Genomic DNA, 24,601 nt, shown 5'->3' on the forward strand with positions numbered 1-24,601 from the left:
ATCTTTTCGTGAGCCTCTCCGAGAGGCCCGGGTCTTCGCAGGGGAACCGGTCGCACTGGAAACAAAAATCGACCCCCTTTTCTCTTACGCAGTCCTTTACCGGACACGCGAAAAAGGCGCAATCGTCCTCCCGACATGAGCGGCACGAGCCTTTTGCAAAATATTCCAGGAGCTCCCGAAACGCGTCATAGTTCTTGAGGGCGGGCGTAAACGCCGACAATCGCCCGACATACTCGCCGAAATTCGGCCCCAGAGAGTCCGCAAGCGAAATGCTCAGGCGCCTGATGTCGCCCTCCACGTGCGCCAGGCATTTCCTGCAGTTGAGCCCGCACGGGGCGATATGTTTTACTATTTCCTGATATTCCATCCTTTTCTCTTACTTATAAAGATCGGCTTATCTATAAAACGACCAAATGCGGGCGGATCTCGGCGCTCGACAAAAATCAAAAGCCCTAAGCCCCGAACACCGCCCTTGCCCCCTCGGCCGCTTCCTCCGGCTTTATAATGGTCAGCACCTCGTGGTGGAGCATCTCGAAGTAGTTCACGTCGCTGGCGCCCATTGGGGGGAGCTGGGTCCTCGGGACGATCCTGAGGTGGGTCGGGTAGCCGGGATTTCCCGGCTCCGCAAAATAGATCGACATATTGAAGCTCGCGAAGTTCAGCGAATGAAGGTATTTTAAAACGGACACGATGCCTGATCCCATCGCCGCAAACTTCTCCCTGACTTTTCCTCTAACCGCCATCATATCCTCGCCTCCCTCGAAGATTGCGAGAAACTCCGTGATTCCCATAGGGGCGAAGGAGGCGAGAAACACGATTCCCTCGTCCCTCGCAATGAACCTCTCGCCGAGCCTCTCCTCTTCCCTTACCAAGTCCTCGAAATAGTTCCTGTTGTGCCTTTTTGTGTAGCCCGTCGCCCTCTCGGAAAGCTCCCGCTGGTAGTTGGTGGGTATGTCCCCTGCAATTATCTGTATGTGGGGGTGGATTATGCTCCCCCCGGCCGTGGGCATGTAGTTCATGTTGATCGAGTGGTGGCGATATTCCGGGTATTTTTTGTAGACCCTTTCCATGAAATTACAGGCGGCCGAAAATGCGTCCGAAAAAAGTTCGGGAGTGAAGGAGTCCATCGGAACGAAGTGCTCCTCGCCCACTACCCCCACTACGCTGAAGGCGTCGTAAGGAAAGGCGTTTGGGAAGAGAACCGAGCTTCCGACCTCTATCCTCCCTTCTGGGACCAGCTCCTCGACGAACCTGGGCGTCTTTTCAAAGACCGCCGGCCTGCAGAAGGGACAGAAGGGCTTCGTGGCATCGGCTATAGGCCTCTGGTCGGGCGGCGGGGGCAGCGTCACAGGAAAATATATGATCCTTATGCTCCTTCCAAAGAGGGGATCGGTGCGGATCTCGGTCGGCCTCTTGGTCAGCTTGAACTCGTTGAAGGGATCATAGAATTCGGCATCCTTTACAATCTTTTTGAACTCCATATCCTGTTTCCTTAAAAAATTATTCTTTCCCCGAACTTCTTTTCCTCCTCTTGATTACCTTCTTGACAAACAAGAAGATGATGTAAAGAGCGGTAATAATGGATAGAATCGTAAAGATCGTATACGAGTAGACTTCGAGGTAGTATTTAAGCTCCTCCCACTTGAGTCCCGCCCGATAGCCGATGAACATGATTCCGCAGTTCCAGACAATCACGCTCGTCAGGCTGTAGACGGCGACCTTTATCGCCGGCATCTTGGCTATTCCGGCCGCCACGAAGAAGAAGGAGCGAAATCCCGGCGTGAAGCGATTCAGGACGATTATCGCCCCGCCCCACTTGCGTCTGAAGGCGTTTTCGAGGGCCTGTACCCTCGATGCGGAGAAAAACTTGAAGTTTTTCTTGAGGAAATACTTCCTCCCCTTCGTCGCCCCAAAGGCGTAAAGGGCCATTGAGCCGGCGAAGCTCCCGAGGGTTGCGCTGATAAACACCCAGTGGAGGGGGAGAAAATTTCTTCCCACAAGGAAGGCGCCGAAAAGAAGGATGGTATCTCCCGGGAACGGGGGAAAGAAATATTCGGCGGAGGAGGCAAAGAAGATAAAAACGAAGACGACGGACACGGTCTTCGTTTTCATTATCTGCATAAAAAATTCTGTAAAATCCATCCGAGAGCTAAATGAAATGACCCTTTGAACTTTTCCCCTGCTTTAAGGGGGCGTTATTACTCGTATTTAGATACATTGTAAATAAGCAGCCGTCCCCCGGCAGTCGACAAGAAACTTCTGCCGGAATCTCCGATGATAACCCCCGCCGCTGGCACCCCTCATTATTTCGATACAGACCGACAATATGCGTCGATTCGAACCGCCCTAAAACACTTTGGTTCCCTTTTAAAGGATCACTTCGATATTTTTTTAAAGTATTCCACAACCTCGTAGGAATCCCACGCCCTTCCGCCGACCAGACGGGCCTCTATAACGCCTTTCTTATCTATGATGAAGGTCGTGGGAATGCCATCAATAAAGTAGCTCTTCGCAACGTCCTTGCTGACGTCGTGCATGACGGGAAAGCTGTACCCTCCCCTATTAACAAAGCTTTTCACTTGATATGTCGACTTCATGTCTATGCTGACGGCCAACATCGCAAAATCTTGGTTTTTCATAGCCTTGTGGAGATTTTCCATCGCCGGCATCTCACTCGTGCACGGCTTACACCATGTGGCCCAGAAATTCAGGAAAACGACCTTTCCCCTGTAATCCGACAGGGTAACGTTCTTACCGTCAAGCGTCACCAGGGTAAAATCTGGGGCTATCGCTCCCTTTTTAGGTATAACCGTCGCATTTGCAGGAGGCTCACCCTCACACGCAAAAAAAACAGCGACAATAAAAAATGTCATCATCAAGATGAATCGCCTGCGCGGCTTTAAACTCGATCTTATTCTCATAGTTTTTTCTCCTTCTTCCCCTAAAGCTTCCTCCCAAATACAGTTTTAGTACTGGTTGATATTTATATCATACGGTTTCAAAATTGACCATCTTTTTTTTTACAAGATTCGTATTAATTTGATATAATGTTTTAATAGCTACTCCGTAAGATTATGAAAAAAGATTGTTTCGACGCAAATACCGGCCCAAAGGCCCTGACCGACTGTATTAAGTCACTAAATCGGGTCCTTATCGCCCACTCCGGTGGGGTCGATTCGACCCTTCTGGTCAACATCGCAAAGAGTGCCCTTCCTGAGGGTACATTCGCCCTCTCGATAAAAAGCCCCCTCATACACGATTTCGAGATCGAAGCCGCGATCCGCGAGGCCGAGAGGATCGGCGTCCCCCACTACGTCATAGACTTCAATCCTTTTGAAATGGACCACATCAGGAAAAATCTAACCGACAGATGCTACCACTGTAAGAGGGAGATCTTCAGGATCATATTGGGGGCGGCCAGGGAGCTCGGCATAGAGCACGTCCTGGACGGAACCAACGCCGACGATACCGATGACTACCGGCCGGGGATGAGGGCGCTTTCGGAGCTGAAGATCGAGTCCCCCTTTCTTGAGCTTGGGATCGGAAAGGAGATGATCAGGGAGATGTCGAGATCGCTAAATATCCCAGGGACCGAAAGGCCGCCCATGGCGTGTCTCGCCACGAGGTTCCCCTACAATGATGAGATCACCTTGGAGAAGATCGACGGCGTCAAAAAGGCGGAGCTTGTATTAATGAGTCACGGGTTTAAGACGGTAAGGGTCAGGCACCTCGGTGGCCCGCCGAAAACGGCTAAGATCGAGGTGGGCGAATCGGAGATAGAGAGGCTTTTGTCTCCCGATTTGAGGGATCGGATATACTCCGAGATAAGGCGCCTGGGATTTTCGTCCGTGACCGTTGACCTCGGCGGGTATCGCTCAGGGAGGATGAACGAGGGGCTTGAAGGGCCGGACTCGGATAAGCCTTGAATCCCCCACCGCAAAATTAAGCCGCAGAGCAGTTAATCGCGGACAAACCCCACAGGGGCACGTCATTATGATTGTGCAAGTTTGTCTGCGCCGCCCGTCGTGTATCATTCCCGCGTAAGCGGGAACTTAGGGGGAGGGTGCCTGTGTGCCGGGCGCCGGGCGGCACTGTCAAACGCCGAATTGTCGGTGGAAATTGAACCGATACGCTCAGGCTTTTTTGCCAAATCCCCCTGTTATCCGGCCTCTTGGATTGCCGGAAACCCCCGCCTTAATATTATCGGCGGCCCTAAAATCCGGCGGATGAGCGTCTCACGATTTTTTTATAAGGAAACCGATAACCTATTTCCCACTATTGCTGAATTCAAAGAGATAGACGAAGGAGCCGACCTCTTCATGAAAATCGAGCACCCTGCCGCCGTAGCCTTCTATAAGGACTGATTTAATGCTTTCCACCTCTTCCAGCTTCTTCTTGTCAAAAACGTGCGAGAATAGAATCCAGACCCTTTCATGTCCCAATATGGTATTAAGATTAAAACTATAGCGCGGCGGATTTTCCCGAATCTTGGCATCGGTGTAGCATCGATTTATATCAAAATCATATCTCTTTGCGTAATACAAAAATTGGTCAAATGCGCCGTAATAGACATAGACTATATCCCCCTCCCTTTGATGCTCCTTGATATATACCAAGACGGGCTTGATCTCCTCCCTCGTAATGGGCTTGAAGAAATAGTCCTCCCCGACGAAAAAGGAAGAGAAGAAAAGAAGCCCTATTAGAAACACTCCTATAATAGTTGATACGACAGTTGTTATTGGTTTGCCCCTTTTTAACTCAAAGATCTCCCACAACCCCACGGAGAGAAATATCACTATCGCCGGGGTGATGAAGAGGAGGAGCCTTCCGTAAAAGGGATACCTATGGAGGCTTGAAGCGATCAACGTAAGGAAAATCGGCGTGATCAAGAGGAAGAGGCCTTCCCTATTTTTCAAAATAAGCGATAAACAGCCGACGAGGGAGACGACGGCCCATAGAATCGGATTCGCAAGATTCATCAGGTCCTTGTTTTCAAAGATGCCCATCAGGTTATCGGCATACCATTTGAGATCGGAGATCGAGGCGGGCACGAGGGGCGCAAAGTGGTGCTTGCTCCAATACGACTGGAGGAGCTCGTTTGAGGTGAGATGTCTCAGGATGAAAAAATATACTGCGGCAAAGCTGGTGAGCCATACCAAGGAGGCGGCAGTGACCCGAGAGAAGCTCTTCCATTCCTTTTTGAGAAGGGACGACACCGTGAATGTCAGCCCTATGCCGCCCAGGATAAAGACCGAGGGATGGGAGAACCATATGAATACCGCGCCGACAAGTGCGATAAGTATGGTCCCGATCAGATCGAACTTTCTCTCGTAAAGGTAGAAGGCCAACGAGTAGAGGATAAGGGCTGCGGCGACGTCGCTTGAATATTGCTTGAGCTCCGTGGAGAAGTAGATAAGGGAATAGGTACAGCAGAAGAGGAGGAGGGCGACGGGGACTATCCTTTTATCGAGGAGCCTCTTTATCACATAATAAAAGGCGAACAGCGCGATTATCCCCGAGATCAGCGGAAAGAGCCTCAGCGCATATTCGCTGCTTCCGAACAGGATCGTGCTTGCCTTTTCGATTACCAAAAAACCTGGCGGAGGGGGCTTTGAAACCGGCCCGAGAAAATCGCTCAATCGACTGTCCAATATCAGCAGCGAGAGCTTTGCCTCGTCCCTCCAGAGAGACCTGTTGCAGAGATATTGATAGAGGCGAAAGAATATCCCCAGACCGATAATATACCAGGGGAGCCTCTTCGAGAGATAGAAGCGATTCAGGGATTCGACCAGGCCCTTTAATTTCTTCTTGCAGTCATCGACACGATTTGTCATACAAAAATCCCAAAACGATACGGGAAACGGACAGCCTTATCAGGTTGACGGCCGATCAGTCGAAAAACCGAAACCAGAAGATCAGGAAGACCGCCTTTACACCGTCCCACCAGGAGATCTTTTTCCCCTCGGAATTGCTCCTGGCACAATAGCTTATCGGGACCTCGTAGATCTCGAATCCGGCCCTCGCGACCTTTGCGGTAAACTCCGGTTCAAACCCGAAGCGGTCCGAACTGATCGTAATTTGATCCAGAACCTCCCTCCTGAAAACCTTATAACAGGTCTCCATGTCCGTCAGTTTTATGTTGTTGAGCATATTGGAGAGGCGGGTCAAAAAGAGATTCGCCACGTATTTTACAGGAGGGAGGCCCTTGCGGCCGCCTTCGAGGAATCGGGAGCCGTAGACGACATCCGCCCTCCCGTCGAGAATGGGGGTTATGAGGCTTGGGTACTCCTCGGGATTCAGCTCGAGGTCGGCGTCCTGGATTATAACTATATCGCCGGTCGCGGATTCAAATCCCGTCCGGAGAGCGGCGCCCTTCCCCTTATTCCTGTCGTGATATATGGCCTTGATATTTTTCTTGATATTTTTCCTTTTGGCGATCTCCCTTACCCGATCCCTGGTCCCGTCCGTGGAGCAATCCTCCACGATTATGATCTCCTTTTCCAAGGGACTCCCCTCGACCCTGGCCACTATCTCGTCGATGGTTTTGACCTCGTTATAGGCCGGAATGATTACGGATAGCTTTATCTTATCTCCCCCACTTTTTTGATCGACATCTCTATATCTCGATATCTTAATCTATTAAGAAGTCCCTCCAGCCCTTATCTCAATCTCAATCTCAATCGGCAATCGGTCGGCCCCCGGCCAATAGAAAAAAGAAGAGGTGTCCCGCCGGTTTTGCTGCGGGAAATCCGCCCTCGCTGATTCAGGTCACATATTATTGTTATACATGATAAAAAAAAACATAGAATATGTAAATCCCTAAATAGGAGAAAGATAAAAAAAGGGCGCATCGCAATACGCCCCTAAAAGTCAAATAATTTTCATTGTGGCTTGTTGGAAAGGCAAGCCCTTCCGCAATTCTTTTGTTGATCGGCCAACTACGGCCCCCGGTCGAGCAATCCCCGGTATCTAAAAGCCACTCGGAGGTTCAGAAATCTCCAACTTAAAACCACCCGCCTCCTCCAACAGACAATCAGCCTACCCCCCATCATCCAACCCTAAATATCATCAACTACCTAAATCGACAATCGGCCGACCCCTCAAAACCCAACTTTATACACCTCCTACGGCCCCCAACAGACAACCGACCAACCCCCCATCGGCCAATCCTGCGTATCACCGGCGGCCTCAACAGACAACCGCCCGACTCCCCTCACCTAATCCTACATATCACCTGCGGCCCAAACAGAAATTTGGCTCCCCCCCCCCTTAAACAGACAATCGAATAAACCCCCATCAGCCAACCCTACATATCACCGGCGGCCCACAACACTCAATTGGCCATCCCCCATAATAAACAATCGGCAGACCCTTCATCATTCAGCCCCACAAATTACCCCCGCCCCCCCCAACAAACATTCAGCCTCCCCCCCCATCATCCAATCCCGCGTATCACCGATCCCCCAAACAAACATTTAGCCAACCCCGCTTTAAGCGGATGCGCTCTTGTTCAGCTCGTCCAGGATGAAATCCACGTCGAGGCCGTGCACCGCGGCCCCCTCCCCTATCGACTCCATCCTCGATGCAGGACATGCAAAGCACCCGCCCTGGAAATGCTTCTTGATTACCTCCTCGGTTTCCGGGTACTTCTTCAAGACCTCGAATATAGTCATATCCGACGTTATTTTCTTTTCCGTGTTTCCCATTGAAATCAACTCCTTTTTAAAGAAAGTTCCTTTATGTATAAGTTATAATGGTCTACTGTTTTTGTCAAGTAATTTGTTGGGCTCTTTTCACTTTTTGTGGATAAAATTAGAGAAAAGGAGGCCGCACATTTTATACACGATTTATTTTGTAAAGATATTTTCAAAAAGGGGCCAAAAAGCCCTGTTTCGACTTGACTTTGTACAATAGACTCTATATAAAGGGGCTTTAAAATTGATCGGTCAAAACGACCGTCCCCAGGGGAGATCGCCCCGATAATGCAGCGGCTCCCTCTTTATTTATTGGAGACTCAGAGGTATTCGTCGAGTGGAAAAGGGCCAGCTTATCAAAAAGAGACACGCGCTTTACAGGCGCCTGGCGGTCCTCGTGACCGACCACCCCATGATCGTCATCGGCCTTGTCTCTTTGATAACGGTTTTCTTTGCGATCAACATCTTCAGGCTCAAGATAGATCCCGACCCCTGGAAGATGCTGCCCCAGGACGACCCGGCCGTCATCTACTGGGAGGAGGTCGAGGAGCTGTTCGGCAGGTCCGACGCGGCGATCGTTGCCGTTGTGTCTCCGGGCACGATCTACAACGAAACCTCCCTCGGGAAGATCGAAGCCCTCACCGAGATGATGGAGAAGCTGATCGTTGTTGACGAAAAGGATTTGGAGACGATCGAGGAGCTTATCGAAGAGACGGACGGCGAGGTGAAGGAGCTTCTGTCGAAGGTCCCTGAAGGCGGCCTAACGAAATCGGACATTGGCCCTGTCAAGAACGCCCTCAGGATTCTCAGGGCGGAAGACGACCCCGACGAGGGGCTCATTGAGGAGCTTGAGGGTATCAGGATCGGCCTCGAGCCCTTCAAGGAAGTGATGAGCCTTTCCACGGTCGAGAACATCGAAAGCATAGGCGGCGTGCTTGACACCGGCCCGATTATGGAGGATGTCCCTGAGACGTTTAATGATATTAAGCTTTTGAGGGACAAGATTCTCGGCAACGATATGCTCGCCAAAAAGATCGTCTCGGAAGACGAAACGGCCACGATCATCTTTACCAACCTCACGTTCACCAGCCACGAAGAGAGGACCATAGCCATCTACAAGGCCCTAAAGGATATGGCTGTCAAGCTGGGCGGGCCCGAAGAGTACTACGTCTCAGGAACTCCCATGATATTGGGCCGCGAGGCGAGCTACATGAAGGACGACATGTCTCTTCTGATCCCCGCCGTCATCCTGCTGATAATGGTGATACTATTTGTAGTCTTCAGGAACCTGAGGGGGATGGTAACCCCTTTGCTCGTCGTGCTGATCAGCACGATATGGACGATGGGGCTCATGGCGATCCTCGGCTATTCGATCTCTATCATATCCACCACCCTGCCGGTAATACTCGTGGCCATAGGGTGCGCCGACGGGATACACATCATCACCGAATTCTACGGGAGGCTCTCCGGGGGGGGCAAAAAGCGGGATGCGATGGTGGACACCATGGAGGAAATATCGTCTCCCGTGATTATGACTTCGCTCACCAGCATGGCCGGGTTCGGGTCTCTTGTGACGTCGAGCCTGAGCCCCATCCGGGAGTTCGGCGCGTTTACCGCCTTCGGCATCTTAGCCGCCATGATCTTTTCTCTGATTTTCATCCCCGCCATGATGATGATATTGAAGACTCCGCCGAAGCTCGGCATGGCCGTTGACAGGAACCACAGCACAACTCCCCTTACAAGCTTTTTGGATACATTGGGGCGGGTATCGATCAACAGGCGCCGCTTAATCTTCGCCTTGATGATCCCCGCCTTCATCGCGGTGATCTTCGTGGCCACAAGGGTGGAGGTCGGCTACGGATTCATGAACGACTTCAAGAAGAGAAGCGAGATCGTCATCGCGGATGAGCTGATAAACGAGAAGTTTCCGGGAAGCACAAGCCTCAACATCATTATCGATTCCGGGGCGCCGGACGGCATCAAGGACCCCGATTTTTTAATGAGGGTCGAGAGGCTCCAAGATTATCTCGCTTCAGACGAACTTGTCGGATCGACGAGCTCCATAACCGATTTCTTAAGAAGGATGAACTACGTCATGAACGACAACGATCCTAAGATGAACAGACTCCCTAATCCGACCGAGGAGATAACCGTAGAGGGAGAGGACGGAAAAACGGTAAAAGAGGTCATCAGCGGGCGGGACATGAACGCCCAGTACCTCCTCCTTTACGAGAACTCAGGGGGCGAGGACATGGAAAAAGTTGTCGACTTCGAGTACCGAAAGGTGAACCTGGTCATGCAGCTGAAATCCTCCTATTCCCGGGACATCATGCACCTCCAGAAGATGGCGGGGGAATTCATCGACGAGAATTTCGGCGATGGCGAGGAGGTCCACCTTACGGGCACCGGTCACATGGTAGTGGTGATCTCCCACTACATCATAAAGAGCCAGATCATCAGCCTCGCGACCTCCCTTATCGTAGTCTTCCTGATGCTGGTTTTAGTCTTCAGGTCAATCAAGGCCGCCTCTTTTTCCATGCTTCCCCTAATCTTCACGATATTCTCCAACTTCACCCTTATGAGGATTTTCGATGTAAACCTCGATGTGGCCACCGCGATGATCGCGTCGATGGGGTTAGGAATAGGGATAGATTACTCGATCCACTTTGTATCGAGGTACAGGATAGAGACGGCAAAGGGGCTCGACGTAAACGACGCCCTCTTCGAGACCATCCACAATACCGGGCGCGCCCTCGTCTTCAACGCCGTTGCCGTGGCGGCCGGCTTCATCATTCTCGTCCTTTCAAACTTCAAGCCGATCATGAACGTGGGCTGGCTGGTCTCCGCGACGATGATCATAAGCGCATCGGCGACCCTGATCATCATCCCCGCCCTTGTCTCCATCTTCAAGCTCGACGCGGGAAGGTAGCTGGTTAATCCCCCACTCCTACTGCTCCCCCCTACCACTATTGTTCATAATATACTACTTTTCGTTATTGCCTGCACTGAAATCCTACAGGGGCCGTTATTTCCAACCGAGTCGGTTCGTTGAACCCGCCTTGCAGACCGGGTGGGTCGTTCGGTAGAGTCCACTTTTTCCCGTCTTGAACCATTTATCTTGATCTCCACCTTGAAATTTCAATTGATAATGGCTATATTATGTGTTAGCCTTGTCCATGGACTCGATGAATGAGCGAAACGGTAAGAAAAACCCCATTGATCTCTTCTCCGAGTACCTGTCTCTCGAGAGGGGGGCGTCGCCCCACACGATCAGGAGTTACGTGAAAGACATCCGCCAGTTCGAGGATTTTATAACCAGGGGCGAGGGGAAAGATAAATGCGGGGGGAAGCTGCTTAACGCCTCCCCGGACGATGTCCGGTCGTACCTCGGCTCGATCATCGGGAAAAGGGAGCGAAGCTCCGTATCGAGGAAGCTTTCCAGCCTGAGGACGTTTTACCGCTTCCTACTGAAGAGGGGTTTTATCGAGAGAAGCCCCGCCGCCGTCGTGTCCTACCCGAAGGGGGAGACGAAGCTCGTCGATTACCTGACCGTCGACGATGTCTTCAGGCTCATAGAGTCCGCCGGGGGGGAGGCGCCCTCGGACAGGCGCGACAGGGCGTTGCTCGAATTGCTCTACTCCACCGGCATAAGGGTGAGTGAGCTTGTTGGGCTTAATCTTTTGGACGTGGACTTTACGGAGTCGGTCCTCAAGGTGTCGGGCAAGGGGAAAAAGGAGCGGATCGTGCCGGCGGGGGCCCCGGCGCTGTCGTCATTGAAAGAATACCTGGGAGTCAGGAGCGGAGACAACTTCGGAGACGCAAAAAAGCGGATCGACGACAAGGCCCTGTTCCTGAACATGCGCGGCGGCAGATTGACGGCAAGGAGCGTAAACCGGATCGTCAAAAAATATATCCTCTTGGGATCCCTGACGCTGAACGTCAGCCCCCACAAGCTGAGGCATGCCTTCGCCACCCACCTCCTCGAGATGGGGGCGGGCCTGAGGGATATCCAGGAGCTTCTGGGACACGAGTCGATCGGCGCGACCCAGAAGTACACCCACGTCACGATAGACAGGCTGATGGAGGTCTACGACAAGGCCCATCCGAGGTCAAAAAGGAGCTGAACGTATATGAGAGACATTTACAGAGACCCTGCCATCACAGGGGAAAAAGGAGAGCCGGAAAACAGGATCAGGTCCACGACGATCGTGGCCGTAAGGAAGGACGGCAAGGTGGCCATTGCGGGCGACGGCCAGGTGACGATGGGGGAGTCGATTGCCAAGGGGGGGGCAAAGAAGCTGAGACGCCTCTACGGCGGGAAGATAATCGCCGGATTCGCCGGCTCCACCGCCGACGCCTTCACCCTCTTCGAGCGCTTCGAGAGCAAGCTCGAGCAGTACAGCGGAAACCTCGTCAGGAGCGCCGTGGAGCTCACCAAGGACTGGAGAATGGACAAGTACCTTAGGCGGCTCGAGGCCCTACTCGTCGTTGCGGACAAGGAGACATCGCTCGTCATCTCCGGGGGCGGGGACGTCCTGGAACCGGACGATGAGGTGATCGCCATCGGATCCGGCGGGGGGTATGCCCAGGCCGCCGCCAGGGCGCTGATCAAGCACTCGAAGCTCTCGGCGGAGGAGATCGCAGCCGAGTCGCTGAAGATCGCCGCCGGGATATGCATCTACACCAACGACAACATCCAGATCGAGGTGTTGTAATTCTATAGACGGGGAAAATGCCATCCCCTTGGAAAGCGGGGATCCAGTTTGATATTCACTGGATTCCCAGTCAAGCTGGGAATGACAGTATAAACCCCAAGTCAAGTGGGGAATGACAGTACAGAAAAGCAATTATTTGTCATTCCCGCGCAAGCGGGAATCCAGATTGATATTCACTGGATTCCCAGTCAAGCTGGGAATGACAGAATAGATTCCCAATCGAATTGGGAATGACAGAACTAAAAAAATCAATGAGAAGAAATTTCTAAACTCTTTAAAGCAGACCTTTATCACAGGAGAGACCAATGCAGACCTTTACGCCCCGGGAGATAGTCTCGGAGCTTGACAGATACATCATAGGCCAGAATAAGGCGAAGAGGGCCGTTGCAATAGCGTTGAGGAACCGCTGGCGCAGGATGCGCGTCCCGGAGGAACTGAGGGACGAGATTGCGCCGAAGAACATCATCATGATCGGCCCCACCGGGGTGGGAAAGACCGAGATTGCCAGGAGGCTCGCCAAGCTCTCCCAGGCGCCATTCCTGAAGGTCGAGGCCTCCAAGTTCACAGAAGTGGGATACGTCGGCAGGGACGTGGAGTCGATGATCAGGGACCTGGTCGAGCTCGCCGTCAACATGGTCAGGGCCGAGGAGATGGAAAAGGTGAAGGTGAAGGCGGAAGAGCTGGCCGAGGAGAAGATCCTCGACATTCTGCTGCCCAAGAGGAGGGCGCCCGAGGGGAAGCCCGATCTGGGCTTCACCCCGCCGGATTCCGGCGACGACGACACCGAGGACGCCGAAGCCGGCAGGTTTGAATTAGTGGGAGAGGAAACCCAGCCCCCCCAGCTCGGCTCCGGCGACGCGAACAGCTACGAAAAGACGCGCGAGAAGCTCAAAAAACTCCTGAGAGAGGGAAAGCTGGACGACCGCCAGCTGGAGCTGGAGACCCGCGAGCGGAATATCCCGATGGTGGAGATATTTTCCGCCTCCGGCATCGAGGAGATGGACATAAACATCAAGGACATGTTCGGAAACCTCTTCCCCGGGAAAACCAAGAAGAAGAAGGTTAAGGTAAAGGAGGCCCAGAACATCATCGCCGCCGAGGAGGCCCAGAGGCTCGTAGATATGGACAAGGTAGTGGGCCTTGCCGTAAAAAAGGTGGAGGAGTCGGGGATCATCTTCCTGGACGAGATAGACAAGATAGCCGGGAGGGAGAGCGCCCACGGCCCGGACGTATCGAGGGAGGGGGTCCAGCGGGACATCCTCCCCATCGTCGAGGGGTCGTCGATAAACACCAAGTACGGGATAGTCAAGACCGATCATATCCTCTTCATCGCCGCAGGGGCCTTTCATGTATCGAAGCCCTCCGACCTTATTCCTGAGCTTCAGGGGAGGTTCCCCTTAAGGGTCGAGCTTGATTCTCTTGACAAAAACGACTTCGTCAAGATACTCACCGAGCCTAAGAACGCCCTGATCACCCAGTATATGGCCCTAATGGAGACGGAGTCGGTGACCCTCCAGTTCAACGACGACGCTATAGACGAGATCGCCCGAATGGCGGCGCAGGTGAACGAGAGGAGCGAAAACATCGGCGCCAGGAGGCTCCACACGATCCTCGAAAAGCTCCTGGACGAGGTCTCCTTCAAGGCGCCTGAGCTTTCCAAGAAAAAGATAAAGATCGACAGGGAGTACGTTCAGGAGAAGCTGAAGGACATCATCGAGGACCAGGATTTGAGCAAGTATATCCTGTAGGCTGAAAGATCGACTGCCGTTCGGCATCGATCGCTCGCGGCCGAGGCGTGATTTCGTTACCCCGATCCCAAATTGATTTAGGGGATTCGTCATGAGCGGGAGCGGTGCAAAATCCTATTTGGTCAATTTCGCCCCGAAGAAACGTCCTTTTATTCAAGCCCGTTTCGAGGGGCGGAAGGAACATACCGGAGACCTCCGCCTCATGCAAGGGAATTCACCTTCTAAAAATACTCACCCCACTTTTTCCCCCTCGAATTAATTTTAGGTGGATTTTTTCTATCTTTCCGTATATAATATCGATTTTTTAACCGGTAAAATCTAACTAAACCTTTATATTTTCGGCACCCCCATGAAAAAGGCAAGGGAGCTGGCGGAGATACTCATAGAAGCCCTCCCATATATCAGGGAGTTCTTCAACAAGACCATCGTTATAAAGTACGGCGGCCACGCCATGGTGGACGAGGGCCTGAAGAAAGACTTCGCCCGCGTCGTTATCCTCATGAAATATATCGGGATAAACCCGGTTATCGTCCACGGCGGCGGGCCCCAGATCGGGAAGGTCCTTAAGCAGTTCGGAAAGGAATCGACCTTCGTCAACGGGATGCGCGTCACCGACCGGGAGACGATGGACGTGGTGGAGATGGTCCTGGTCGGCCGGGTCAATCAGGAGATAGTGGGGCTGATAAACGGTCAGGGTGGAAACGCTGTGGGCCTCTCAGGGAAGGACGCAAACCTCATCCGGGGTAGAAAGCTCGTCTTGAAGGAAAAACCGAGGGACGCCGATCAAAAAAACGGCGCACTCCCTCCGGAGATTATCGATCTGGGTAGGGTCGGGGAGGTGACGGCGGTAAACACGGGCGTGCTCGCCACCCTCGATCGGGAGAACTTCATCCCGGTGATAGCCCCCGTCGCCGCCGACGAAAACGGCGAGACCTTAAACATCAACGCCGACCTCGTCGCAGGAACCGTGGCCGAGGAGCTGAAGGCGGAAAAGCTGATCTTGCTCACGGACGTAGAGGGGGTCATCGTCAACGGCTCTCTCGTGAGCTCCATCACCGCGAAGGAGGCGAGCGAGATGATAGACAAGGGAGAGATAACCGGCGGTATGATACCTAAGGTGGAGTGCTGCATAAGCGCCCTCGAGAAGGGGGTCAAGAAGACCCACATCATCGACGGCAGGATTCACCACTCGGTCCTTCTGGAGCTCTTTACCGACGGCGGGATCGGTACCGAGATCGTGCCGGGATAGATGATTCGGGGCAAAAGCAGAAAGATATGATATTTATCGATTTAAAACGCCTGACGAACGAAAATGTGAAAACATGACACCGGATAAAGCGAAAGCTTGGCAATAAAACAGTGAAGCCCGTGTCTGATAAAATGGCCGAATTAAAATTATGTTGAAAGACGAAGCTAAAAGGAACTCCGAATCGAGCCTCAAGTACGACTACGGCCACCTGATGAACACCTACAGCCCTGCCCCGATCGAGATGGAGAGGGGGGAGGGCCCCTACCTCTGGGATGTGGAGGGGGAGAGATACCTCGATTTCGTCGCGGGGATCGCCGTGATGAATCTGGGTCACTCCCACCCGAAGGTGGTTGAGGCCGTTAAGGAGCAGGCGGAGAGGCTCGTCCACGTCTCTAACCTATACCGCATACCGAGGCAGGCGGTTGTCGCCGATCTCATCTGCGACTCCTCCTTCGGCGCAAAATGCTTTTTCGCAAACAGCGGGGCCGAGGCGATAGAGGCGGCCATAAAGCTCGCCCGGAGGTTCGGGATCAGGGAGAAGGGGGAGGACGCCATCGAGATAATCACCGCCGACGGCTCTTTTCACGGGCGTACTATGGGAGCGATGGCGGCCACGGCCCAGACCAAGATCCAGAAGGGGTTCGGCCCCATGACGCCCGGATTCAACTACGTCCCCTACGGCAACCTCCAGGCGCTTGAGGAGGCGATAACGGAAAACAGCGCCGCGGTGATCCTGGAGCCGATTCAGGGGGAGGGGGGCGTTGTCGTGCCCCCGGATTACTACCTCGCTGGGGTAAGGGAGATAACAAACTGCGAGAACATCCTGATGATTCTGGACGAGATACAGACCGGCATGGGGAGGACGGGGACCCTCTTCGCCTACGAGGCGTTCGGGATTGAGCCTGACGCCATGGTCCTGGCGAAGGGGCTTGCCGGGGGATTCCCCATGGGGGCGCTCGTAGTCGGCAAGAAGGGCGCCGACCTCTTCTCCCCCGGCGACCACGCCTCCACCTTCGGCGGCAATCCCTTCGTCTCGGCCGCCGCCGAGGCGGTCATCACGACCACCCTGGAGGAGCGGATTTTAGAGAACTGCAGAGAGGTGGGGGACTACTTCATGAAAAAGCTTGGGGGGCTCGCCGACAAGTTCGACTTCGTAAAGGAGGTCAGGGGAAAGGGACTCCTCATCGGGATGGAGCTTGAGCTTGCCGACAAAGAGACTGCTGTGGCGATAGTCGACGAGATGAGGGAAAAGAAGATACTGATCAACCTCGTCCAGGGCCGGGTGCTCAGGTTCACGCCCCCCCTGATCATAGAGAAGAGCCACGTCGACGAGGTGGTCACAGCCCTCGACGATGTATTGTCAAAAATTGCGTAATCAAATGCGGGTTGTATAAATGAAAACGGGAGAGAGGGGAAAGGATTTTTTGAGGCTCTCCTACCTTTCGAGGGAGGAGGCGCTCGAAATAATCGAGAGGGCCAAGGACCTCAAGAAGAGGCAGAAAAACCGGATCAGGTACAAGCCGATGGAGGGAAGGACGCTGGCGATGATCTTCGAGAAGCCCTCCACGAGGACCAGGGTCTCCTTCGAGACGGGGATATACCAGCTCGGCGGCCAGCCGATTTACCTCAGCTCCGGGGACATCCAGATCTCCCGGGGGGAAACCGTTAAAGACACCGCCCGTGTCCTCTCCAGGTACGTCGACATGGTGATGATAAGGGCGTTCTCACAGGATATGGTGGAGGAGCTCGCGGCCGAGAGCTCTGTTCCCGTAATCAACGGCCTCACCGACCTCACCCACCCCTGCCAGGTGATGAGCGACCTCTTCACCATCGCCGAGACGAGGGACTGGAGCCTGGACAATCTCAAGGTGACATACGTCGGGGACGGGAACAACCTGACCAACTCGTGGATCAACGCCGCAGCCCTCTTGGGCTTTGAGTTTACCGTCTCCTGCCCAGAGGAGCTGATGCCGGATGAGGTCATATTGAAGGAGGGGATTAAAAAGTCCGGGGGAAAAATAAAGATCGAGGAGAATCCTTTAGCCGGCGTCAAAGACGCCGACGTAATATACACCGACACATGGATGAGCATGGGGGACGACCCGTCCCTAAGGGAGAGAAAGCTTGATATGCTCAAAATTTATCAGGTGAACGGGGAGCTTCTGAAGTCGGCCCCCGAAAGCTGTGTCGTAATGCACTGTCTGCCGGCGCACCGGGGCGAGGAAATAACAGATGATGTGATGGACGGGGAGCGCTCTATCGTATACGTACAGGCGGAAAACCGCCTTCACGTCCAGAAGGCGATTATGGATATATTGAACCAACGACAGGAGGCGTCGGGTGGCGGATAATACAAAGAAGGTTGTTGTTGCATATTCCGGGGGTCTGGATACCTCGGTCATTCTGAAGTGGATAAAGGAGAACTACGGCGCATACATAATCGCCTTTGCGGCGGACGTGGGACAGGGGAAAGAGGAGCTCGAGGGTCTCAAGGAAAAGGCGCTCAAAACCGGCGCGGACAAGGTCTACGTCGATGACCTCAAGGAGGAGTTCGTATCGGACTACGTCTACCCGATGCTTCGGGCAAACGCAGTCTACGAGGGGACCTACCTCCTGGGAACTTCGATAGCGAGACCCCTCATCGCCAAGCGCCAGATCGAGATAGCCATAGCCGAGGGGGCCGGGATGGTCTGCCACGGCTGCACCGGCAAGGGAAACGACCAGGTGAGGTTCGAGATGGCCTACCTCACCCTGAAGCCGGACATCCAGATCATCTCCCCCTGGCGGGAGTGGGAGTTCAAGTCGAGGGTGGAGCTGATGGAATATTCCGAAAAACACAAGATACCGATCGTCGCCACTGCGGAAAAGCCCTACAGCACCGACAGGAACCTCTTTCACATGAGCTTCGAGGGGGGAATCCTCGAAGACCCGTGGAAGCCGCCCCCGGCGGAGATGTTTAAGCTGACGAAGTCTCCGGCCGACGCCCCGGACAAAGTAACCACTATAGAGATAGACTACGATGCGGGAAATCCCGTGGCGATAGACGGAAGGAGTTACACCCCCGCCGCACTGCTTACCAAGCTCAACGAGATCGGGGGTGAAAACGGGGTCGGGAGGGTGGACATGGTGGAGAACCGCTACGTCGGGATGAAGTCGAGGGGCGTTTACGAAACCCCCGGCGGGACCATACTCCAGGTCGCCCACAGGGCCGTCGAGTCGATCACCATGGACAGGGAGGTCATGCACCTGAGGGACTCCCTGATCCCGAAATACTCGAACCTCATCTACAACGGGTACTGGTTTTCGCCGGAGCGGGAGCTCCTCCAGGGCCTGATCGACGATACGCAGGAGGACGTGACGGGCAAAGTAAGGCTCGATCTCTACAAGGGGAACGTGACCGTGACGGGGAGAAAATCTGAGACGTCCCTATACCACGGCGGATTCGCCACATTCGACAAGGACTCGGTTTACAGCCAGAAGGACGCCACCGGATTCATCAGGCTCAACGCCTTGAGAATGAGGATAAGAGCGATGCTGCAGAGTGGCAAGGGCTAATTTTTAGGGGGATAGCAGAATCTCGAATTTTATAGTGGGCGGCTCTTTAGGGCCGTCGACTTTGGCGATCGAGACCTATCGTAAAATTCTTTAAAGATCCTGCTAAAATAGAAAAAAGTTGGGGAAGATATTTTTCATTAAACCTCTGGAGGCGGTCGAACACTATCAAGTCATATGGTGTCATGGTATTTTAGACTAAAAATACATTTTCCTCTTTCAGAAACTCAAATGTAAAACAGTATCTTTTTACATCTCGAAGCTTTCAGATAGAGAATTAGGATAATTTTTTCAGGGTAATCTCCGATGAAAAAACCGTGGGGGGGCAGGTTCAAAGACGATACGAGCGGAGAGGTGGAGGCGTTTACCTCCTCCATATCATTCGACGCGCGCCTTGCCCCATACGATATTGGAGGGAGCATAGCCCACGCGAAGACCCTCGAGAGGGCGGGATTGATAAGCAAAGAGGAGGCTAATGACCTTATCTCAGAGCTTGAAAGAATCGCTAAAGAGATCGGTAAAGAGAAATTTCGCTTCAAAAACGCCCTCGAGGATGTCCACATGAACATAGAGGCGGCCCTGATAAAGAGGCTGGGCGAAGACGTGGGGGGGCTTATCCACACCGCCAGGAGCAGAAACGACCAGGTGGCCGTGGACACCCGGCTCTTCGTAAAGATGGAGGCGAGAAGGGCGATCGATCTCCTCAAAGAAATCAGGATTACGATCATAGACCTCGCCGATAAAAACATCGAGGTCGTGATGCCCGGTTACACCCACCTCCAGCGGGCGCAGCCGATTTTGCTCTCCCACCACCTCCTCGCGTACTGGGAGATGTTTCACAGAGACTCCTTGAGATTCAAAAACGTTTTGACGGCCGCCGACGTGATGCCCCTCGGCTCCGGGGCGCTGGCCGGCGTCCCCTACCGACTCGACCGGGAATACACGGCAAAGCTCCTCGGATTCTCCCGGATATCGACAAACAGCGTGGACGCCGTGAGCGACAGGGACTACATCCTGGACTACCTCGCCTCGGCCTCGATTGCCATGATGCACCTCTCCCGCCTCGCCGAGGAGCTGGTGTTGTTTTCCAGCGCCGAGTACGGCTTCGTAACGCTCCCCGACCGCTACGCCACCGGCTCCTCCATCATGCCCCAAAAGAAAAACCCGGACGTCCCGGAGCTGGTGAGAGGAAAGACGGGAAGGGTGATCGGCAACCTCGTCTCCCTTCTCACCACGATGAAGGGGCTGCCGCTCGCCTACATGCGGGACATGCAGGAGGACAAGGAGGCCCTCTTCGACGCCGTCGACACGCTGAACGCCTCCCTGTCGATCATGGAAGGGCTCCTCTCCGCCGTTCGGTTCAACGGCGATAAAATGAAAGAGGCCCTGACCGGCGGATTCATCACCGCCACCGACGCCGCCGACTACCTCGTAAGAAAGGGGGTCAGCTTCAGGGAGGCTCACGGGATCGTGGGGAAGATCGTGGCTGATGCGGAATCGAGGGGGAAAACCCTCTTTGACCTGAGCGTCTCCGACTGGCGGGAGTTCTCCCCCAGGTTCGACGACGACATCATCGATGCGGTCAAGGTGGAATCGTCCATATCGTCGAGGAACATCGTAGGCGGCACGGCAAGAGAGCGGGTGGTGGAGACCATCAAGACACTGCGCAAGCTTGAAAAGGGGAAGGAGTAGTATTAATTCGAGGCAGGTATTTATCAAGCTTAAGTGATAGCGGCAGATCAAGGTTGCTTCTCGGCGCGAGGGAATGACATACAAACTTGAAATTCAACACGGGCTTGAATTATAACTGCAATTGAAGTAAAGAGATAATTGATACGGGGGCCGAGGGAGGCGAAAGTCGATATGTCGATATATCGATATAACAATTTAGAATTGCGGGGCATCCCGACTTTATTTCAACCGTTTTCAACTTGCTCAAACTGTGATATTATTGGCCTGAAATAATCAGTTTTTACAGACCCTTGAATTAAAGACGGACAATCAATATATAGATAATCAGAATCAACCTACATAATGACCAAGGAGGTATTGGATATGTATAGACTATTTCAAAGACTTTTAATATTAGCCGCACTGTTAATCTTCATCGCGTCCTGCGGAGTCAAGGGGCCGCCCCTCCCGCCCGAGTACGTCGTGCCGGAAAAAATCAAGGACCTGAAGGTAAAGCTGGTCGAGGGAGGCGTCATCCTCAGGTGGACGATCCCGGACAAGAACAGTGACGGGACTCAGCTGACCGACCTCTCCGGCTTCAAGGTTTTCAGAAAGGACGTCCCGGACGAGGAAATCGACTGCCCACCCTGCACCAAGAAGTTCGAGGAGATATTCGACTTTACGCTTGCCGTCCCCGGAAAGGCGAAGGTTGAGAAGGACAGGATCTACATCGAAGACCTCACTCTCCTCCCGAACATCTCATACACCTACGTGGTCGTATCCTACAACACCGCCGGCTACCACAGCGGCTACTCCAACACGGTCGACGTATACTTCAGGAGAGCCGAGTGAACTATTTCAACTACGTCAATGATGTGCTTCACGCCGAGGATATCCCGATAACCAGGCTCGCAGAAAAATTCGGGACGCCCCTCTACATATACAGCGCCAAGACCCTGAGGCACCACTTCAGGGTCTTCGACAACGCCTTTTCCGGCATCGAGCACCTGATCTGCTTTGCTATGAAGGCTAACTCCAACCTCGGCGTCCTGAGGCTCTTCGCGAAGATGGGCGCAGGGTTCGACATCGTCTCCGGCGGCGAGCTCTTTAGAGCCTTAAAGGCCGGCGGCGACCCGAAGAAGATCGTCTACAGCGGCGTCGGAAAGACGACCGACGAGATCAGGGAGGCGCTAAAAGCCGACATCCTGATGTTCAACGTCGAGTCGTTCGAGGAGCTGGGCGTCATAAACGAGATCGCGGGAACGATCAGGAAAAGGGCGAGGATATCCCTTCGCGTAAATCCGGACGTGGATCCCATGACGCACCCGAAGATATCCACGGGACTCAAGGAAAACAAGTTCGGCATCGACATCAAAAAGGTTATCGATGACTACGAGGAGGCGGGGAGGCTCCCCAACATCGAGGTCATCGGCGTGGACTGCCACATCGGCTCCCAGATAACGGAGATCGCTCCCTTCGTGGACGCCCTCGAGCGCCTTAAAGAGCTGGTCTTCAAGCTTCGCGAGAGGGGCTTCAATATCCGCTGGTTCGACATCGGCGGGGGGCTGGGCATCACCTATCAAAACGAGTCCCCCCCCGATCCCTCCCAGTACGCGGCGGCGATAAAAAAGAGCGCCGAAGACCTCAACGTCGCCTTCATCCTCGAACCGGGGCGGGTGATCGTCGGGAACGCCGGCATAATGGTGACAAGGGTCCTCTACACCAAGCGGAACGGGAAGAACTTCGTCGTCGTGGACGCCGGGATGAACGACCTGATGCGCCCGGCGATGTACGACTCCTTCCACGAGATAAAACCCGTGATAAAAAGCAACAACAGCAAGATCACCGCCGACGTGGTGGGGCCGATCTGCGAGTCGGCCGATTTCATCGCCAAGAACCGCGAGATAGCCGACGCCAAGCGCGGCGACCTGCTGGCCGTAATGAGCGCCGGCGCCTACAGCTTCTCGATGGCGTCAAACTACAACTCCCGCCCCCGCGCCGCGGAGCTTTTGATCGACGGCAAAGTGCCGCACCTCGTCAGGAAACGGGAGAGCTACAAGGATTTGATTCTGAGGGAGGATTGAGGGGGGGGGACAAATAAACTGAATATCACAAAAGGTATTTTAGCCAGAAGATCTATGTGTATTATAAAATTACACTTGAAATAGTATGAATATCGCAAGATAATTACTGATTTCATTTTAAATAAAACCTTTAAATAGAAATGGAAATTTGGGAATTTGTGGAAATTTGGGAATTTGTGATCAAAATCGCTTTTGGTTTAGGAATACTATTTGGATTACCATTAGCTGCAAAAAAACTATACAAAGAGTTTAGGAGAGAATATAGAATAGTAGATGGATTTCTAGTTCCTTTTATTACCCCCAAAATAAGAGATCTAGCTTTTTTCGTCCCTACAATTGAAATAAGAAAATATTATGAGGGGTTAATACACATTCATAAAGCTTGGTTGCTTTTCAGAGATAACAATGGTGAAGTTTATTTATATGAAGCTAACCATAAGTATATAAAACCAAATGAAATTAGCAATACTGGGAATGTTGAATTCGGCAACTTCTTTTTACCTCCACAATTCTATAATACTATTTTGAATAGCAATGTATACTTCTGCATAGAAGATGGAAAGGGTAAGCAATCTTATTTCTGTCTAAATAGAATAGATACATCTAGATTATGTAATTTTCTTTCATATCAATTAATGAATCGAAAACGTTACATAACTCAATTTTTAGTGGGAACCCAAGAAACGAAAAATGAGGAAGGTAAAATAATTGAAAAGAAGCCTATTATTTGGTGGGCAAAAGCAAAACGTGGACAAAAATTAGGAGGGAAAGTAATTATTGAAAAATGATTTTTCGGAAATTCCCAACAGGATAGTTACGAATGATTTTGCATAATCACATAACATCCTAATCCTCTAAAAAACTTAACATGGATACATGTTTTTCCCACCCGCCCCGTCCGCAACCGATTTTTATAACCGGCGGCGTGCCGCACCTCAAAAGAGAGCGGGTGAGTTACAAGGATTTTTATTCTGAGGGAGGGTTGAGGGGGGGGGAACTTATTAATCAAAAGATGTTAGTCTTGATATTGTTTAAAGTGATAAATTCTTATAACATCTTCTGCCTTTTTTCGTTAAATGATAGTAGTTTTATTCTGTCTTTTTTACTATATTGATTAAAAACTCAAGGTAAATGTATTTATATATCCAGTATAGATAAAAACACTATGCGAAAGCAAATCTCTACCTATTAAGCATTGGATATGCTGGTTTTTTAGAGGTGCTGCTATTGCAATGACTTCTGCTATAACATTATTTGGAAATAAAACCCTAATTAGATACTCATAACACAAAACATTAGTTGACGATGGAGTGTTTACATAAATATACCCTATCGTCTTCAAATTGAGATGATCAACAATATCTTCCCGAATAACAGTTGAGCTTGCGCCAGTATCAATCATAGCTGTTGCGTTAAATGGGTCAGGTATTTTCTTCTTTCCCTTCTTCAGTGTATCCTCAATGATTTTCCCTACAGCAATTCTAACCTCAACAATAGGTCCTTGTGTTTGTAAATTTGGAAGTTGTAGAGTAAACGAGGGGGTCATTTTAAATCCCTAAAAGATTTGAAACAAAATTAGATGGTGTTTCAATCCGGAAAATCTGTTTTACTAAAAAAGCTTCATGCCCATATTTTTCATAACCTTGTTTAATTGCATCCATTCTATTTTCATAGATTCCTACGACTTCATCATTTTTGATTAAAACAAATTTTCCCTCGGCTTTTCCAATAAGCTCCTCTTTGTTTTTCTCATAAGTTTCCATTTCTATTTTTAGTGCTTCACACATTTTCCCCTCCTTCAATATAAACCCGTGATAGGCTTACACGATAACTTTTTTCCTCCTATTCTATTAATAATATTACTTCAATATATAATGAAATATACCAT

At 52.0% G+C, this 24,601-nt stretch carries 22 protein-coding genes; 13 read left to right on the forward strand and 9 right to left on the reverse strand.

All coding sequences use genetic code 11. The features are described from left to right. The 4 genes from JW984_05440 to JW984_05455 form a co-directional block, all read right to left on the reverse strand. A partial coding sequence (locus JW984_05440; protein MBN1572625.1) for a DUF3795 domain-containing protein occupies nucleotides 1-367 on the reverse strand: 367 nt, incomplete at its 3' end. Between the two features lie 85 nt (nucleotides 368-452). Continuing rightward, nucleotides 453-1,481 (reverse strand): hypothetical protein, encoded by a 1,029-nt coding sequence (locus JW984_05445; protein ID MBN1572626.1) that lies wholly within the window; start codon nucleotides 1,479-1,481, stop codon nucleotides 453-455. 19 nt (nucleotides 1,482-1,500) lie between these two features. Continuing rightward, entirely contained in the window at nucleotides 1,501-2,112 is a 612-nt protein-coding gene (locus JW984_05450) for a DedA family protein (protein MBN1572627.1), read from the reverse strand. Between the two features lie 263 nt (nucleotides 2,113-2,375). Continuing rightward, a complete protein-coding gene (locus tag JW984_05455; protein MBN1572628.1) occupies nucleotides 2,376-2,921 on the reverse strand; it encodes a redoxin domain-containing protein in 546 nt (181 codons plus the stop codon). 153 nt (nucleotides 2,922-3,074) lie between these two features. Here JW984_05455 and larE point away from each other — a divergent pair, with 153 nt between their 5' ends. Beyond that, a complete protein-coding gene (larE, locus tag JW984_05460; GenBank protein ID MBN1572629.1) occupies nucleotides 3,075-3,926 on the forward strand; it encodes an ATP-dependent sacrificial sulfur transferase LarE in 852 nt (283 codons plus the stop codon). Nucleotides 3,927-4,265: 339 nt separating this feature from the next. Here larE and JW984_05465 read toward each other — a convergent pair whose 3' ends face one another. The 3 genes from JW984_05465 to JW984_05475 form a co-directional block, all read right to left on the reverse strand. After that, the gene (locus JW984_05465; protein MBN1572630.1) at nucleotides 4,266-5,834 is read right to left on the reverse strand and encodes a glycosyltransferase family 39 protein; all 1,569 of its coding nucleotides are present in this window, start codon (nucleotides 5,832-5,834) and stop codon (nucleotides 4,266-4,268) included. Between the two features lie 55 nt (nucleotides 5,835-5,889). Next, nucleotides 5,890-6,585 carry a glycosyltransferase family 2 protein gene (locus JW984_05470; GenBank protein MBN1572631.1) on the reverse strand — a complete coding sequence of 232 codons (696 nt, stop codon included), beginning with the start codon at nucleotides 6,583-6,585 and terminating at the stop codon, nucleotides 5,890-5,892. 905 nt (nucleotides 6,586-7,490) lie between these two features. Then, entirely contained in the window at nucleotides 7,491-7,706 is a 216-nt protein-coding gene (locus tag JW984_05475) for a DUF1858 domain-containing protein (protein ID MBN1572632.1), read from the reverse strand. Nucleotides 7,707-8,031: 325 nt separating this feature from the next. On the opposite strand from JW984_05475, the gene JW984_05480 reads away from it, so the two are divergent. The 12 genes from JW984_05480 (at nucleotide 8,032) to JW984_05535 (ending at nucleotide 23,501) form a co-directional block, all read left to right on the forward strand. After that, nucleotides 8,032-10,623 (forward strand): RND family transporter, encoded by a 2,592-nt coding sequence (locus JW984_05480; GenBank protein ID MBN1572633.1) that lies wholly within the window; start codon nucleotides 8,032-8,034, stop codon nucleotides 10,621-10,623. Between the two features lie 256 nt (nucleotides 10,624-10,879). Beyond that, nucleotides 10,880-11,818 (forward strand): tyrosine recombinase XerC, encoded by a 939-nt coding sequence (locus JW984_05485; GenBank protein ID MBN1572634.1) that lies wholly within the window; start codon nucleotides 10,880-10,882, stop codon nucleotides 11,816-11,818. 6 nt (nucleotides 11,819-11,824) lie between these two features. Next, nucleotides 11,825-12,409 carry an ATP-dependent protease subunit HslV gene (gene hslV / locus JW984_05490; GenBank protein MBN1572635.1) on the forward strand — a complete coding sequence of 195 codons (585 nt, stop codon included), beginning with the start codon at nucleotides 11,825-11,827 and terminating at the stop codon, nucleotides 12,407-12,409. Between the two features lie 305 nt (nucleotides 12,410-12,714). Beyond that, nucleotides 12,715-14,157, forward strand: coding sequence for an ATP-dependent protease ATPase subunit HslU (gene hslU, locus JW984_05495; GenBank protein MBN1572636.1), 1,443 nt, complete (start codon nucleotides 12,715-12,717; stop codon nucleotides 14,155-14,157). Nucleotides 14,158-14,506: 349 nt separating this feature from the next. Beyond that, a complete protein-coding gene (gene argB / locus JW984_05500) occupies nucleotides 14,507-15,406 on the forward strand; it encodes an acetylglutamate kinase (GenBank protein MBN1572637.1) in 900 nt (299 codons plus the stop codon). Between the two features lie 148 nt (nucleotides 15,407-15,554). Then, nucleotides 15,555-16,781: an aspartate aminotransferase family protein gene (locus tag JW984_05505; protein ID MBN1572638.1), complete on the forward strand. Its 1,227-nt coding sequence runs from the start codon at nucleotides 15,555-15,557 to the stop codon at nucleotides 16,779-16,781. Between the two features lie 19 nt (nucleotides 16,782-16,800). Continuing rightward, complete coding sequence (argF, locus tag JW984_05510) at nucleotides 16,801-17,757, forward strand: ornithine carbamoyltransferase (GenBank protein MBN1572639.1); 957 nt, start codon at nucleotides 16,801-16,803, stop codon at nucleotides 17,755-17,757. Then, nucleotides 17,747-18,961, forward strand: coding sequence for an argininosuccinate synthase (locus JW984_05515; GenBank protein MBN1572640.1), 1,215 nt, complete (start codon nucleotides 17,747-17,749; stop codon nucleotides 18,959-18,961). The genes argF and JW984_05515 overlap by 11 nt, the downstream gene beginning before the upstream one ends. Nucleotides 18,962-19,264: 303 nt before the next feature. After that, a complete protein-coding gene (gene argH, locus JW984_05520; GenBank protein MBN1572641.1) occupies nucleotides 19,265-20,650 on the forward strand; it encodes an argininosuccinate lyase in 1,386 nt (461 codons plus the stop codon). Between the two features lie 363 nt (nucleotides 20,651-21,013). Beyond that, nucleotides 21,014-21,481: a hypothetical protein gene (locus JW984_05525; protein ID MBN1572642.1), complete on the forward strand. Its 468-nt coding sequence runs from the start codon at nucleotides 21,014-21,016 to the stop codon at nucleotides 21,479-21,481. Then, nucleotides 21,478-22,713, forward strand: a complete 1,236-nt coding sequence (gene lysA, locus JW984_05530; GenBank protein ID MBN1572643.1) for a diaminopimelate decarboxylase — start codon at nucleotides 21,478-21,480, stop codon at nucleotides 22,711-22,713. The genes JW984_05525 and lysA overlap by 4 nt, the downstream gene beginning before the upstream one ends. A 158-nt stretch (nucleotides 22,714-22,871) precedes the next feature. Then, nucleotides 22,872-23,501 (forward strand): hypothetical protein, encoded by a 630-nt coding sequence (locus tag JW984_05535; GenBank protein ID MBN1572644.1) that lies wholly within the window; start codon nucleotides 22,872-22,874, stop codon nucleotides 23,499-23,501. A 326-nt stretch (nucleotides 23,502-23,827) separates the two neighbouring features. Here the strand turns inward: JW984_05535 and JW984_05540 are convergent, their stop codons facing one another. Further along, on the reverse strand, nucleotides 23,828-24,259 hold the full coding sequence (locus JW984_05540) for a hypothetical protein (protein MBN1572645.1): 432 nt from the start codon (nucleotides 24,257-24,259) through the stop codon (nucleotides 23,828-23,830). Nucleotide 24,260: 1 nt separating this feature from the next. Then, nucleotides 24,261-24,500 carry a hypothetical protein gene (locus JW984_05545; GenBank protein MBN1572646.1) on the reverse strand — a complete coding sequence of 80 codons (240 nt, stop codon included), beginning with the start codon at nucleotides 24,498-24,500 and terminating at the stop codon, nucleotides 24,261-24,263. Between the last annotated feature and the right edge of the window lie 101 nt (nucleotides 24,501-24,601).

The sequence above is a fragment of the Candidatus Zymogenus saltonus genome (assembly GCA_016929395.1).
GTDB classification, from domain to species: domain Bacteria; phylum Desulfobacterota; class Zymogenia; order Zymogenales; family Zymogenaceae; genus Zymogenus; species Zymogenus saltonus.